Here is a 14722-nt window from a genome sequence, read left to right as displayed (position 1 = left end):
ATAAAAGGACATGAAACATTTTTATAGCACATGGCTTTTTGCCGCTTTACTGGCCACGGCGGCTTGCACCCAAACCCCCATAAGTAAATCTGCACCAGAGGCTACAAACTCACAGGCGCTGGATCTAAATTCAATCCGCACGGAAGAGCTACGCAAGGATCTTTTTGAGTTGTCCGGTGATGCGATGCGCGGCAAGCGAGCCGGTACGGTAGACGAGCTGCGGGCTGCGGCCTGGGTGGTGGAGCAGGCCCGCGAGGCCGGCTTAGAACCAGCCGGCGAGGATGGCACTTATTTCCAATTCTTCCCGATCAGCCGCATGCAGGTAGCCGACAACAGCACGATCAGCATTAGTAAAAAACCTTTGAAACTGTGGCAGCAGGTATGGGTTACCAACCCCGCTGAAATTCGCCTTGATGCCCCGGTAGTATGGCTGAACGCGCTGGCCGACACCGCGAAACACAACCTGAAGGGCAAAGTGATCGCGATGACCTTGCAGGCCCCGAAACCATTACCCGCTACTGGTATGAGCCTTTGGAATTACCGCTATGTGGCATCGGCCCTGCGCCAGCAAACCAAGGCCTTGAGGAATCAGAAAGCAGCCGCAATCGTGCTGGTAACAGACGCAAAGGCAGAGGAAGATTTCGGCTTTATGGGCCATGTGTTTGAGGACGGCACCTATACTATGGAAGCTGACGCCAAGGGGCAAAACAACAGTGCACCCGTGCTGCTGGCGCACTCTTCTGTCGCGCCCAGCCTGCGCCAAGCGGGTGCCAAACTCACCGCCGACATCAGAGTGAATAGCTATACCTACCCTTCCATGAATGTGGTGGCGAAGGCACCCGGCGCTGACCCGAGCCTAAAGAATGAGTACGTGCTTTTCAGCGGCCACCACGACCATGACGGCATTGGTGCTCCTGTAGATGGCGATTCCATCTATAACGGTGCTGACGATAATGCCTCGGTAACAGTAGCGCTTTTGGCCATTGGCCGCAGTTGGGTGAAAAACCCAGGCAAACGCTCGGCTTTGTTTGTGTGGCACGGCGCGGAGGAGCGCGGTCTGTTTGGCTCCCGGTGGTTCGTGGAACACCCTACCGTGGATAAAGGCAGCATCGTAGCGGTGCTGAATGGCGACATGATTGGACGCAACGCCCCGGACTCTGCTGCTTTGCTTGGCTCTATACCACCCCATCGCAACTCCAATAAGTTAGTGGAGGCAGCACTGGAAGCGAATAAGCAACACACCAGGTTCACGATTGACACATCCTGGGACGAGGCCACCCACCCGGAGAACTGGTACTTCCGCAGTGACCACCTGCCTTACGCCCAGGCGGGTATCCCGGCCATTTTCTTCACCACACTCCTCCACCCCGATTACCATACCCCCCGCGACGAAGCGGAACGTATTGACCTGGAAAAGCTGACCAAGATGACCCAATGGATGTATGCCACCGGCTGGGCCGTTTCAGAAAACCTGCAACGCCCTGATGTAGACCCAAGTGCTAAATTTGATAGGCGATAAAAAGTATTTTTTGAAATAGCATCAACAAAAAAATAAAATAGAAGGGCCTCTGCTATTGTAGCAGAGGCCCTTCTATTTTATAAATTCGGTATGCTGAATTACTTCTGTAGCGCCTCAATGATATCCTCAGAGATACCCATGCTGCTATAACCACCATCGTGCATCAGGTTCTGCATTGTCACCATTTTGGTTAGGTCAGAGAAAAGGGTGATGGTATAATCGGCGCAAGCCTCCGCAGACGCGTTGCCAAGCGGCGACATCTTATCGGCATAGTCATAGAACACGTCGAAACCGCCCACGCCCGTACCGGCAGTTGTTTTGGTCGGGGACTGGGAGATGGTGTTTACGCGCACGTTTTTCTGCTTGCCTAAACGGTAGCCGTAGTTACGGGCAATAGACTCCAGCAGTGCTTTCGCCTGCGACATATCGGTATAATCCGGGAACACGCGCTGTGCCGCGATGTAGGACAGCGCCACGATAGAACCCCAATCGTTCAGTGCATCCTGCTTCTCGGCTACCTGCATCATCTTATGGAAAGACAGCGCAGACACGTCAAGCGTTTTCATGAACCAGTCGTAGTTCAGGTCGCCGTAAGACTTTCCTTTGCGGATGTTCGGGCTCATACCGATCGAGTGCAGCACGAAGTCGATCTTGCCGCCCAGAATCTCCTGAGACTTGGTGAACAGGTTCTCTAAATCCTCAACAGACGTAGCATCCGCCGGAATAATCTCCGCATTGCACTCCTCTGCCAACTTCTTTATCTCGCCCATACGCATGGCAAGCGGTGCATTTGTCAGCACGAACTCAGCGCCTTCCTCGTGGGCGCGCTTGGCTACCTTCCAGGCAATCGACTTTTCGTCCAAGGCGCCAAAGATGATTCCTTTCTTTCCTTTTAGCAGGTTATAAGACATGTCTTCTATGTATTTTTATGATTTACCACGTTTAAGGCAGCAATATAGCAATATCTCTTTAGAGTGAAAGCAACTCTTTCGCACTTTGATAGGCATTGGCGCTTGGGTTGGCACCCGCAATCATGTGCGCGATTTCGTTCACACGTTCCTCCTCGTTCAGCTTGCGCACGCGGCTAATGGTACGCTCGGCGGTGTCTTCCTTATACACGAAGTAATGCGAGTTGCCTTGCGCCGCAATCTGGGGTAAATGCGAAATAGCGATGATCTGGTGTTTCTGCGCCATTTGCTGCATCATCTTGCCCACTTTCACGGCCACCTCTCCCGATATACCAGTGTCTATCTCGTCAAACACGATGGTTGGCAAAGCAGTTTTATCTGCCAGCATATACTTGATGCTCAGCATCAGGCGAGAGAATTCACCACCCGAAGCCGCTTTGATAAGGGTTTGTGGCTGGGCACCTTTGTTGGCACTGAACAGGATGTTGATGTCGTCGGTACCCGTTGGCGTTGGGGCAACTTCGTTGTGCTGGATGACGATGCGGGCATTTGGCATACCCAAATCAGCTACCAGGGTATAAAGCTCTTGCTCAAAGGTATCGAATGAGGCACGGCGACGCTCCGAAAGCACGGCGGCTTTTTCTTTCACGTCTTTCTCGGCCTTTTTCATAGCTGCTTCGGTGTTGGCGATGGCCGTGTCCAGGTTCAGCACGCTGCCTACCTTCTCCTCCAGCTCGCGCTTTATGCTCAGCAATTCGGCAATGGTCTGCACCTGGTGCTTGCGCTGGAGGGTATAAATCAGGTTGAGACGCTCCTGTACTTCCACGGTTCGCTCCGGATCGGCTTCAGTGTTGCGGTCAGCATCCTCCAGTTCGCCGGCAATGTCATTCAGCTCAATCATGCAGCTTTCGGTGCGCGTGCGCAGCTCCTCGTATTTCGAGGAAAATTGCGCCAGCTGCCCGATAAGATGCACGGTGTCTTTCAGCGCCGAGGTAATGTTAAACTCCGACTCGGTGAGGCTTTGCACGGCCTGCGTCAGCTTCAGTTTAATGTCTTCTGCGTTCTCCAGTTGCTTCAGTTCCTCCTCCAGTTCTTCCTGCTCTTTTTCCTGAAGTCCGGCCTCGTCCAGCTCATTCAGCAAAAAGGCATGATAGTCATGCTCCTTTTGGGCCTGGGCCAGTTGGTCGGTTAGCTTTTTGTAGTCGCTTTCCAGCTTTTTATACTGGCGATAAGCCTCGTTGTACTTGCGCAGGTATGATAAATTGCCCGCGTAAACATCGAAAGTAGTATTGCCCATGGCGGCTGTGTTGCCGGCATATATATCCAGGATGTTGAGCTGGTAGCTGGTATCGCCGAGTTGCAGCGTGTCGTGCTGCGAGTGCACGTCCATCAGGTTCTCCCCAATCTTCCGGATCACGTCCAGCGTGACGGGGGTGTCGTTCACAAAGGCGCGGCTTTTACCGCTTGGGCTGATCTCGCGGCGCAGAATGCACTGGTTATCGTAGTCCAGGTCCTCTTTCAAGAAAAGCTCATTCAGGTTATAGCTCGAAATGTCGAACACGCCCTCTATCACGCACTTTTCGTCCTGCTTAAAAAGGAGCTTGGAGTCGGCACGGTTTCCCAGCAGCAGGCCAATCGCACCTAGCATAATGGATTTACCAGCACCGGTCTCACCCGTAATGATATTGAGTACCGGCGATGGGTTCATCTCCAGTTTCTCAATCAGGGCGTAATTCTTTATTTTAAGATCTGTCAGCATATAGGAAGGCACACATAACTTTGGACGCGAAATGTTAGATTATTCGCCTGACTAAAGTTCGGAAATTCTATTGAATTATAAAGTAAGAAAAGCAAGACACAAGATACACGTGTGATCTCTGTCTCCTTTCTAGGAAAAAGCAGCCAGCGTTACGGGAGGCTAATACGGGGCCTCAACATCGTAAATGATCTCTTCCACGTCATCAAGCGGCAAGGTATGCTTATTAAAGCGCAGGTCCTTTAGTTGGATTTCCTCGCTAGTCAAGCTGGTAAGCTCCCCGTTGATGACTACTTTGCTGCGTAAAATCACTTGAACAGATTTTTGTTCGAGTAGTTCCTGTGAATGCTGCGAGATGTCTTTTCGGAAAATGCGCTGTTGCCGCTTGCCCATAAGCTTTGAGGTATAAAGCCGGCTTTGCTGCCGGGTGCGCGAAGATACGCCGAATTCGTGAAAATCTAAAAATATTAGCGTTTTAGCAAATCGTTGTACTTGGCATTGTTGGTGGGGTCTACCTGCGATAAAATGGTGAAGGCCTGCTGCTTTTGTGCCGGGGTGGCCGTCTTGAACATGTTCACCAGCTCATCAGTCTTGGCATCGAAGAAGGAGCGGAGGATAGCAGAGTTCGGCTTTTGGCGCTGCAGGGCCGGGAGCGTTTCTAAAAAGGTTAGCACAGTGCCGCGCGCTTTCTCCGGGTTTTCGGCCATGATGTCAAGCCCCTGCCGGTGCATGTTGTAGAGTCCTTCGCGGAACGGCAAAAATTGCGGGTCCTGAAGGTTATCAATTAGCCAGTAGCGGTTGCGGTTACCGTCAAAAGCCTTCCAGCCCGTAAACCCCGCGCCCTGCGAGGCCGCAATGTTAAGGATGTTTCTTGCCCGGTCGAAGGAACCTGCGCCCCCAAGCCGCCCAAAGCTGTCGTTATCCATCCCCACAATCATGTAGGCATAAAAGGCCAGCATCGAGGAGAGGTTGGAGGTGTAGTTGTTCTCCGCAAAATCAAGCGGTTGGGCTGTGTTGAACCGGAAGGTCCAGTCCTTGTCAATAAAAGAGAATAGCGTGGATTCGTAGGCAGTGCCGTAGGCCGGGCGTACCGAAACCACCTGCACGTTTGCCTGGAAAGTCCCAATCTCGGGCATACTGGTCAGGTTAATCAGGAGGCGGCACTTGATACGCTCATCTGGGCCATAAGCCTGATCCGTCCAGCGGCGGTTGTTCATAAACTCGAAGATGCTGTTCTGCATGTCCGTGAACAGCTGCCGGTCGGTATACTGTACTTGTTCGCTGTTTACCACTACATCACACTGCAGTTCCTGCGCCCGGGCTACCCACGCGGTGCTAAAAAGCAGCAGCAGCAATACAAATACGTTCTTAGCCATGTACTCTCTCCCAAATTAAGTTGATGATGTCCTGCGCGACCTCGGCTTTCGGCTTCAACTCGAAAGTCGTGACCGTTTCCGGCTCCAGTATGGTTACCTTGTTGGTATCGTGGCGGAAGCCTGCTCCTGGGTCATTCAGGGAATTCAGCACGATCATGTCCAGGTTCTTTTTCTGAAGTTTTTCCCGGGCATTCGCGCTTTCGTTGTGCGTTTCGAGAGCAAAACCCACCGAAAACTGCCCCGCCCCTTTGCGCTGCCCCAGTGTCGCTGCTATATCAACGTTCTTAACCAGTTCAATCGTCAGCTCGTTCCCGGATTTTTTGATTTTTTTATCAGCCACCGCTTTCGGTTTGTAGTCGGCCACAGCGGCGGCGTACACTAAAATGTCGGCGGCGTCGGCCTGCTGCAGCACAGCTGCATACATTTCATCGGCAGTGGTTACGTGCTTCACTGTGATGTTCGGATGGTCAGTAGTGAGACTCGTAGGCCCGGATACCAGGTATACGGTAGCGCCATGTGCGGCAAAGCACTCCGCTAAAGCATACCCCATTTTGCCGGTAGAGTGGTTGCCGATAAAACGAACGGGGTCAATAGGCTCTTGCGTTGGCCCTGCGGTCAGGAGCACGGTTTTGCCTTTAAACGATCTTTGGATCACCTGCGAAGAAGTTCTGAAGTAGCTGTACAATTTCCTCTGGCTCGGCCATGCGCCCCTGCCCTACCAGGCCGCTGGCCAGTTCGCCATACCCTGCCTCGATGATGCGGTTGCCATACCCCAGCAGCTTCGTAAAGTTGTTCTGCACTGCCGGATGCTGGTACATATCCAAATCCATGGCAGGCGCGAAAAACACCGGACATCTTGCCGAGAGATAAGTAGCGGAAAGCAGGTTATCGCAGAAACCGTTGGCCATTTTAGCGACCGTGTTTGCGCTTGCCGGGGCCACGACTAACGCATCGGCCCATAGCCCTAAGTCCACGTGGTTGTTCCAAACGCCGGTCTCGTCCTTCACAAACTCTGTGAGCACGGGCCTTTTGGAAAGCGTGGCCAAAGTGAGGGGGGTTATAAAAGCAGAAGCAGAAGTGGTCAGGATCACCTGTACTTCTGCTTCTGCTCTTATCAGTAAGCGAACCAACAGCGCCGCTTTATAAGCCGCGATGCTGCCGCAAACGCCCAATATGATTTTTTTGCCCTGGAGCATTCGCCTGCCTTACAGGTTGATTTCCTCCTGCGGCTCCTCGTCTGGGGTTCTTACATAAACCTTTCCTTCCAGGAATTCCTCTATCGCCAGGTTAGTTGGCTTTGGCAGGCGCTCGTAGTACTTAGAGATCTCGATCTGCTCGCGGTTCTCGAATACCTCCTCCAGGTTATCCACAGTGGTGGCGAATTCAGCCAGCTTAGAGTTCAATTCCTCCTTCAGCTTCACCGAAATCTGGTTTGCTCTTTTAGAAATTACTGCCACAGACTTATACACGTTGCCGGTTTGCTCTGCAAAGTCGGCCATGTTGCGGGTAACGATTGATGATGAAACTGCTGCCATATGTCTCTATACTTTTAGGTATTCTGCTTTTTGTTCTTCTTTATTTTTTCGAGCTCCGACCGTGTCTGGTCATAGATTTGCTCGGCATTGCGCTTGTATTTGCTATCGGGGTATTGGTCCACGAAGCCCTGAAAATAATCGATCGCTTCTTCCAAACGCTCTTCCTGCTTGCTGAGCACACTCTCCATACCAAAGCGGTACTGCGACTCTAACTTCAGGAAAGCGGCATCCTCGCTGTAAGGAGAAGAAGCGTGCTCACGCTGAAAGTTATTGAAGGCCACCACGGCTGAGCGCCAGTAACGCAACTGGTAGTATAAACGAGCCTGGTAAAACTCTTTCTTGTCCAGCTTCACGTACAGCTCCTCGATCTTCTGGTTGGCCTGCGGCACGTACTCGCTGTTCGGGTACTGCACGGCAAACTCCTCATACGCCTGGATGGCCGTCACGGTCGGGGTCTGGTCCTCCTCATAGCCCGGCGACTGCTCATACAACGACTCCGCCTGCATGAAAGCGGCTTGCTCGGCTAGCGGGCTGCGTGGGTAGGTGGTATAAAAGTTCCTGAAATACGCATCTGCCAGTATATAGTTGCCCTGCTGATAATGCGCCTGCGCCTGATAGAACAGGGCGTTTTCAGCCTTGTCGGTACCTGCCAGCAAAGGGGTTATCTGGTCGAACAGCTGCGATGCCCGGTAGAAGTCCTCCTCCTCATAAAACTTGAGTGCTGCTTCGTACTTTTTGGTGATGTCGTTGCTCTTCAGAAGCTTCTGATAGTTGCTACAGCCACTGGCAAGCAGTAACAGGCAAAAAAGCACTGCGGTATGTAAAAAGCCTTTATTCATGAACAGGCAAAATTATGGAATATCCGAATGATTTACAAGAATACTATGGTATTGGCTGCCGAAACTGCTCAAAGCGTTAGTTTTTTTGCTTTAGGAGGCCTCTCTTAGGTTCTTCGGGCTTCTGTCTGGCAGGTGGCGCCGCCTTTTTAGGCTTTGCTTTTGGCTGTTTGGAACTGGCTTTCGCCTTTGGCGCCGTAGTGGTGCCGGCTGTGCGCCTGGCCAGCACCTCGCGCTTAGTGGGCCGCAGCTCCTTCATCCAGGCAAAGCCCTCCAACTCCTTGTCGGTGGGCTTTAGCTCGTGCGGTGGCACAAAACTGGCGTCGGGCTGCACCAGAAAGGAGATTCTTTTGAGCTTGCTGTTATCAAACCGAAGCACCATGTCGCTGCAAATCGCTTTGTTCATACCTGTCAGGATGGTATCGCCCTGCAAGGCAAAATAAAGGCTCTCGCCATTGCCGTTCACGTTCACGCGCAGTATTTTACCCTCCTCGAAAAAGGCTGTCATATCCCGCCCCTTCACCTGGTTATAGTTTTGCAAGGTATCCTCGGAGGTGATGAATGCATTGCTATACATATCCATCCGGTCGATGGTCTTGTTCTTCAGCACCATATGGATCGTATCGGAGGCCAACTGGCTGTTATCGCTCCAAAGTATGGGCTTTTTGTTCAGGTGCATCACCGAGTCGGTTCGATTATAGCTCAGCGAGTCGGCCTTTCCCTGCAAATCAGACTTAAAGATCTTGACGTTAGGGTAGGCAAACACCATACTGGCAGCACCGGGCTGCTTCGCCTCTCGCGAGTAGAGGGTGTCAGCAGCTAGAAACAGCGTATCGTTATCGAGCTTGGTTTCCATCAGGGCACCACCGCCATATACCTTGGCCTCCCCTTTTTCGCGCCAGTAACGGCCAACCTGCCCACGTATGGTCACATCGTCTTTGAGCGAGCGCAAGGTCACATTCTTTTCGGCATAGCCATACCCCGTATTCTGGTTGTAGTGCAGCTTATCGCCACCCAAGCGGTATTCCTTGGTCAGGATGTAAGCGTTTCGGCCAAAGTTCGATATCTTGGTAATCGTGTTGTATACCCCTTCCTCTGCATACAAATCGCCTTGCTGCCCCTTAATAATGGTAGGCCCCTGAAAGTACACAATCTTACTCAGCGTATTGTAACGCATGTTCTCTGAGGTGATTTTGTAGTCTTTGGTAGTGACCCGCACGTTTTGCTGGAAGTTGTACATCTTGGAGGTCACGTCGTAGGAGCCTACCCGGCTCTCCAGGCGGTTCTCCGGGTCCACAATCACGCCGCCTTCAGTATAAACCGCTGTCTTGGCGTTCAGATCGTAATCCAGGCTGGGCGTGTTGAGCGTCATGCGGGGGTCTTGCATCACCACGTTGCCGGTCATTTTGGCGGTGCGCAGGGTACCATCGTAGAAGGCTTGGTTGCCCGTAATGGTCACGGTGTCGCCTTGGTTGATCCGCACATTCCCGAAGGCTTCCAGCAGACCGGTTTCCTTGTAACGGTACACCGAGTCGGCCGAAAGCATGGTGTCTTTCTGCTTGAACTTCACCTTGCCATAGAGCTTGTCGATGCGCTGGCCATTGAAAACACCACCCACCAGAGAGTCGGTGCCGGGCAGGAGCTGCACCTTGTCAGTCGGGACCTGCTGCACCCTGGGCTGTGGCGGTTGCTGTTGCCTGTCCTGCAGTTTTGGTTTAGGCGGCGGTGTTGGCCGCTGCTGCGCGAAAACCACCACCGTAAACAGCGTAAAGACAAGAGAAAACAGTAGTTTTGTGAGCTTCATTTACAAATCCGGATGCTAGATACTAACGGTTGGGCGGATGGGCTTTCACAGCGTCGCTGCTTCTTAAAGTCCAATGCCTAACGCCTACTATCTCAGTACTTCAAAAATCAAAATTAGAAAAATTTCACCAGCCGCTGCTTTATGCTACAGAAAGTTTCAGGTTTCATACAATCCCATCGCCTCTGCCAGCCAGAGAGCAGAATATTAGCCGCCGTGAGCGGGGGTATCGACTCTACCGTACTTTGCGAGGTGCTGCACCAGCTTAAGTATGACTTCGCGGTTGCCCACTGTAACTTCGGCTTGCGTGCCGAAGAGGCGGAGGCCGATCAACTGTTTGTCAAAAAGCTGGCCAAAAAGTATGAGGTGCCGTTTTTTACGGAAAATTTCAACACCAGCGCCTTCGCTGAACAGGAGAAGCTTTCCACACAAATGGCTGCCCGCACGCTGCGCTACCAATGGTTTGAGGCGGTGCGCCAGCGGGAGGGCTACGACTACATCGCCACGGCGCACCATAGCAACGACACAACCGAGACCATATTGCTGCACCTCACCAAAGGCACTGGCATTGCGGGCCTGCATGGCATCCCGCCAAAGAACGGACACATCATCCGCCCGCTGCTCTCCATCACCAAAGACGACATTTACGAGTTTGTGACAACCCAGAAAATAGTATGGCGCGAGGACAGCTCGAACGAAACCACCAAGTACCAGCGCAACAAGATCCGGCACGAGGTGATTCCGGTGCTGAAGGAAATCAACCCGAGCCTGGAGGAAACCATGCAGCAGACCGCCGAGCGCGTGAGCCATGCTGAGGCTATTGTGGCGGCCTACATCCGGCAGCTCGGGGCGCAAAGCTTGAAAGAGGAGGAGGATGCGGTATACCTATCGCTGGGGCCGCTGCAAAATGCCACCGGACTGCCGGTGGTGCTGCATGAATTGCTCCGCCCCTACCATTTTAGCTATAGCGTGGTGCTGGAGCTGGTACAGGCGCTGGAGGGCATTTCGGGCAAGCAGTTCGACTCCCCTACTCATACCCTCGTGAAGGACCGCGAACAGCTGGTGATCACGCCCCGCAACCTCAGCAATTTCGGCTGTACCCTCATCAACGAGGGCGACACCAGCACGGAGGCCGGGAATTTGAGCTTTAGCATCCGCTACGTTGCCGCCGGGGAGTATAAGCTGAACACCAAAGCCCATGTTGCCGCGCTTGATGCGGGCCAACTAAAATTCCCTTTGAAGCTGCGTGCCTGGCAGGAAGGCGACTGGTTTGTGCCGCTGGGCATGAACGGGAAAAAGAAAATCAGTGATCTGCTGATCGAGAAGAAAGTGCCCGCTAACCTAAAGCCCCAGACGCTGGTATTAGTCTCAGACCAGTCCATTGCCTGGGTGGTGGGCCACCGCCCCGATAACCGCTTTAAGGTAACCGATAAGACCGAGCAAGTGGTAGAGATTATGATGACGCGTAACGCCTGACAAGATTTTATGTCAGCAAGGGCGGATGCAAAATTCGAAGGGCTGACAGCATCGGGAAAGCTATTTTTGATAGGGATGGCGCATCTGTTATAAATCTCGTAACTGCTGGGAGCTTTATGGTATACCCGCACTGATGCCGGAGATGAAACGAAAACTTTAGCGCTGATTAATAGTAGATTTTGTTAGATTTACTGAAGTAAATTGAATCTCAAACAAAATAAAACATATCTGAAATGAAAGTAACAGTAGTTGGAGCGGGTAACGTAGGCGCAACATGCGCTGATGTGCTGGCTTACCGCGAAATCGCGAACGAAGTAGTTTTAGTGGATATTAAAGAGGGTTTTGCCGAGGGCAAGGCGCTTGATATCTGGCAGAAATCCCCGATTAACTTATATGACACCCGCACTGTTGGCGTAACCAACGATTACAGCCGCACGGCGGACTCTGACGTGGTGGTGATCACCTCCGGCCTGCCACGCAAGCCCGGCATGACCCGCGATGACCTGATCTCTACAAACGCCGGCATCGTGAAGTCTGTGACAGAGAATGTGATAAAGCACTCGCCAAACGCCATCATCATCGTGGTTTCTAACCCACTGGATGTGATGACCTATGCGGCGCACATGACCTCCAAGTTCCCGCGCAACCGCGTGATGGGTATGGCCGGTATTCTGGATACAGCGCGCTACAGAGCGTTCCTGGCAGAGGAGCTGAACGTGTCTCCAAAAGATATCCAGGCAGTCTTGATGGGTGGCCACGGCGACACGATGGTGCCACTGCCACGCTATACCACGGTTGGCGGCATCCCGGTGACGGAGCTGATTGCAGAGGACAAGTTGAACGCTATTATTGAGCGCACCAAGTCTGGCGGCGGTGAGTTGGTGAAGCTAATGGGCACTTCTGCCTGGTATGCTCCGGGCTCGGCAGCGGCACAAATGGTGGAAGCCATCGTGCGCGACCAGCGCCGTGTGTTCCCGGTTTGCGTGAAGCTGGAGGGCGAGTATGGCATTGACGGCGTATACCTGGGCGTTCCGGTAATCCTGGGCAAGAACGGTATCGAGAAAGTGATCGAGCTGCAACTGAACGACGAGGAGAAGCAACTGCTCGAAACCTCACGCGGCCACGTAAAAGAAGTAATGGATGCGCTAGACAATATGTCTGCCAAAGCGTAACCGCCTATAAATTTTTCTTAGAGACAGCTGCGGCGCTCCTAAATGGAAGCGCCGCAGCTGTCTCTGTTTTTAGCGGGAGTTACGGACCAGGAGGCGATAGCCACTCATGCGGGTTCCAGTTAACCGGTCTTGCCCCTACCGGCTCAAAAGTCTTTTCCGAATCATCGACCTGCACGAGGGTCAGTAGCCGCTCCCCTAACAGCAAATGCCACTGCGAAGCCACCACCAGGGTGTTCAAAAGCTTTTGCGATGTTTCTGAGTGCACCGCATCCAAATGATGCAGGACCAACACCATGCCTTTCCCGGTGATGCTGATCTCTTTCAGGCTGTCGTGCAAGGCATCGAAATTACTGCTGTGTCGTTCCGGGAAACGCAGTTTCTGCTTCAGGTCCATGTGCAGGGTGGCTTCGTTTTTCCAGGTAGTGCAGTCAAACTCCAATACCCGGTAACGCTCCTGCCTAAACCACAGCATATCCCTTACCAGAAACTCCTGGCGGGAGTACAGGCAGGTATAGCCGCTTTGTAGGATCATCCAGTCTAGCCGTTGCCACTCCTCCGGTTCGTTCCTGAACACCGCCATACCCCTGGATCAGTCTTTTTGGCTGGCCTGGAACAACTTCTGCTTCTCTTCCTTGGACAGGCTCTCATACCCCGAACTGGAAATCTTGTCCAGGATGCGGTCTATCTCGTTTTGATCGGGCTTGCTGTTGCCGTTCACAGTTGCGTTTCCCCTGCGGGCAGATGCAGTGGCCGAAACAGGCGCACTGTTGCGGTGCGACACTTTGAGTTTCGGGCGCCGCTTGAACAGGTTTGTGAAGAAATCGAGAACGGCATGAATGGGCCGGCCCATGTCGTTGCCGCGTTGTAGTTGCTTGATAAACACCCAGCCGATGATAGCACCGCCAATGTGCGCGATATTACCACCCGCGTTATCGCCCACTGCGCCCGAAATAGACAGCAACACCAGAAACGCCGCAATGTACTTGATCTTGACAGGCCCGATCAGAATCAGGTTGAAGGAGAAGTCTGGCAGGAGCGTGGCGGCACCCACCACAATGGCCAATACACTGGCAGAGGCGCCGATCATCATCGAGAAAGCAGCCCGGTCGGCAAAATAAGGTATAAAGTTATAGCTCAGCAGGTATAAAACCCCTCCGGCTATACCACCCAGCAGGTAAAGGCTCAGCAACTTCTTCTCCCCCAGATACTCACGCACCAGTTGCCCGAACCAATACAGGTTCAGCATATTAAAGATGATGTGCAGAAAGCCCTCGTGGGTGAAAAAATAGGTAATCAGTGTCCAGGGGCGGGTAATGAAGGTTAGCGGGTATGAGTTGAGCGCCAAGTACTGCATCATCAGGCTATAAAAGCCCGAAGCCCCCGTGAGGTAGAGGATCGTGCGTGTGATGATGAGCACCACAAACACGATCACGTTGATGAGAATAAGCTGCTTTAACGTATTGTTAGGCTGCCGGAAAGCGTACTTTATATCTTCAATGATGCTCATTGTCCTTTAAAAATTATCCTGATAATCCTTCCGCTGCCACATCTTTACGAGTATATACGCGAATAGCATGCCGCCAAGGTGCGCAAAATGTGCTACGTTATCACCCGGTGTCCGGTTGAAACCGGCGTATAATTCATATGCCCCATAAAACAGTACAAAGTACTTCGCCTTGATCGGGACGGGCAGGAACAGCAGCATGAGCTCCAGATTCGGAAACAGCATGCCGAAGGCCATCAATATAGCAAAAATAGCACCAGACGCCCCTACCAATGGGCTATTGAACACGGCACTGTAGACCTGGCGCACCATGTCGCGGCTGGCCTCCACATACTGCATCTCATTCGGGTTGCGCAGGTAAGCCACTGCTAACTCCCTGCCCGCTCCGGGCCGCAGATGCTCATCCATATAGTTATTGAATGCCACCGGGTTGGGGTTGTCCAGGTACACGGCGGTTTCCTGCTCTAGGTTGTTGAGTTCGTAAGCGCGCACCCCGGTATAAAGCAAACTGGCGCCTAGGCCTGTGATCAGGTAAAAAGCCAGCAGGCGCTGTGGCCCCCAGAAGCGCTCCAGCATCGGCCCGAAAATAAACAAGCTGAACATGTTACTGAACAGGTGCCCCCAGCTGCCATGCATAAACATGTGCGTAAAGAGCTGCACCGGCCTGAAGTAATCGGAGCCAAAATAATGAAGGGCGAAATTGTCCATGCTGACAATGCCGCCGTTTTGTAGTAAGAATACAACCACGTTGATGATCAGGAGATTCCTGACCATGGGGGTGATATTGAACATCTGTCGTTTTCTTTGTCGTATACATCCGGCCAGAGTCGTTCTCTACG

General features: G+C 52.6%; 15 protein-coding genes. 3 read left to right on the top strand and 12 right to left on the bottom strand.

The annotated features are described in order from the left end of the window. Window positions 1–10 precede the first annotated feature (10 nt). Complete coding sequence (locus ACXYMU_RS04015; RefSeq protein ID WP_458985065.1) at window positions 11–1519, top strand: M28 family peptidase; 1509 nt, start codon at window positions 11–13, stop codon at window positions 1517–1519. Window positions 1520–1617: 98 nt separating this feature from the next. Here ACXYMU_RS04015 and ACXYMU_RS04010 read toward each other — a convergent pair whose 3' ends face one another. From ACXYMU_RS04010 to ACXYMU_RS03970, 9 genes are all read right to left on the bottom strand, one after another. After that, a complete protein-coding gene (locus ACXYMU_RS04010) occupies window positions 1618–2430 on the bottom strand; it encodes an enoyl-ACP reductase FabI (RefSeq protein ID WP_458985064.1) in 813 nt (270 codons plus the stop codon). 58 nt (window positions 2431–2488) lie between these two features. After that, window positions 2489–4186: a DNA repair protein RecN gene (gene recN / locus ACXYMU_RS04005; protein WP_458985063.1), complete on the bottom strand. Its 1698-nt coding sequence runs from the start codon at window positions 4184–4186 to the stop codon at window positions 2489–2491. 159 nt (window positions 4187–4345) lie between these two features. Further along, window positions 4346–4576, bottom strand: coding sequence for a hypothetical protein (locus ACXYMU_RS04000; protein WP_458985062.1), 231 nt, complete (start codon window positions 4574–4576; stop codon window positions 4346–4348). A 74-nt stretch (window positions 4577–4650) separates the two neighbouring features. Further along, a complete protein-coding gene (porD, locus tag ACXYMU_RS03995) occupies window positions 4651–5559 on the bottom strand; it encodes a type IX secretion system protein PorD (protein WP_458985061.1) in 909 nt (302 codons plus the stop codon). Then, the gene (gene coaBC, locus ACXYMU_RS03990; RefSeq protein ID WP_458985060.1) at window positions 5552–6214 is read right to left on the bottom strand and encodes a bifunctional phosphopantothenoylcysteine decarboxylase/phosphopantothenate--cysteine ligase CoaBC; all 663 of its coding nucleotides are present in this window, start codon (window positions 6212–6214) and stop codon (window positions 5552–5554) included. The genes porD and coaBC overlap by 8 nt, the downstream gene beginning before the upstream one ends. Further along, complete coding sequence (locus ACXYMU_RS03985; protein WP_458985059.1) at window positions 6195–6755, bottom strand: flavoprotein; 561 nt, start codon at window positions 6753–6755, stop codon at window positions 6195–6197. The genes coaBC and ACXYMU_RS03985 overlap by 20 nt, the downstream gene beginning before the upstream one ends. Before the next feature lie 9 nt (window positions 6756–6764). Continuing rightward, a complete protein-coding gene (locus ACXYMU_RS03980; RefSeq protein ID WP_458985058.1) occupies window positions 6765–7094 on the bottom strand; it encodes a DNA-directed RNA polymerase subunit omega in 330 nt (109 codons plus the stop codon). A gap of 14 nt (window positions 7095–7108) precedes the next feature. Next, on the bottom strand, window positions 7109–7933 hold the full coding sequence (locus ACXYMU_RS03975; protein ID WP_458985057.1) for an outer membrane protein assembly factor BamD: 825 nt from the start codon (window positions 7931–7933) through the stop codon (window positions 7109–7111). A 76-nt stretch (window positions 7934–8009) separates the two neighbouring features. Beyond that, window positions 8010–9734, bottom strand: a complete 1725-nt coding sequence (locus ACXYMU_RS03970; protein ID WP_458985056.1) for an OstA-like protein — start codon at window positions 9732–9734, stop codon at window positions 8010–8012. Window positions 9735–9875: 141 nt separating this feature from the next. Between ACXYMU_RS03970 and tilS the strand changes: the two genes are divergently transcribed. Continuing rightward, entirely contained in the window at window positions 9876–11207 is a 1332-nt protein-coding gene (gene tilS / locus ACXYMU_RS03965) for a tRNA lysidine(34) synthetase TilS (RefSeq protein WP_458985055.1), read from the top strand. Between the two features lie 233 nt (window positions 11208–11440). After that, window positions 11441–12379, top strand: a complete 939-nt coding sequence (mdh, locus tag ACXYMU_RS03960) for a malate dehydrogenase (protein ID WP_458985054.1) — start codon at window positions 11441–11443, stop codon at window positions 12377–12379. A 79-nt stretch (window positions 12380–12458) separates the two neighbouring features. Here mdh and ACXYMU_RS03955 read toward each other — a convergent pair whose 3' ends face one another. Genes ACXYMU_RS03955 through ACXYMU_RS03945 form a run of 3 tightly spaced genes read right to left on the bottom strand, consistent with a single transcriptional unit; the run spans window position 12459 to window position 14675 of the window. After that, complete coding sequence (locus tag ACXYMU_RS03955) at window positions 12459–12959, bottom strand: barstar family protein (RefSeq protein WP_458985053.1); 501 nt, start codon at window positions 12957–12959, stop codon at window positions 12459–12461. A gap of 9 nt (window positions 12960–12968) precedes the next feature. Beyond that, a complete protein-coding gene (locus ACXYMU_RS03950) occupies window positions 12969–13886 on the bottom strand; it encodes a rhomboid family intramembrane serine protease (protein WP_458985052.1) in 918 nt (305 codons plus the stop codon). Window positions 13887–13892: 6 nt separating this feature from the next. Then, the gene (locus ACXYMU_RS03945) at window positions 13893–14675 is read right to left on the bottom strand and encodes a rhomboid family intramembrane serine protease (protein ID WP_458985051.1); all 783 of its coding nucleotides are present in this window, start codon (window positions 14673–14675) and stop codon (window positions 13893–13895) included. Window positions 14676–14722 lie beyond the last annotated feature (47 nt).

The sequence above is a fragment of the Pontibacter sp. CAU 1760 genome, from assembly GCF_054482735.1.
The sequence above is the reverse complement of the archived record's forward strand: the minus strand, read 5'-3'. Positions and strand labels throughout refer to the sequence as shown.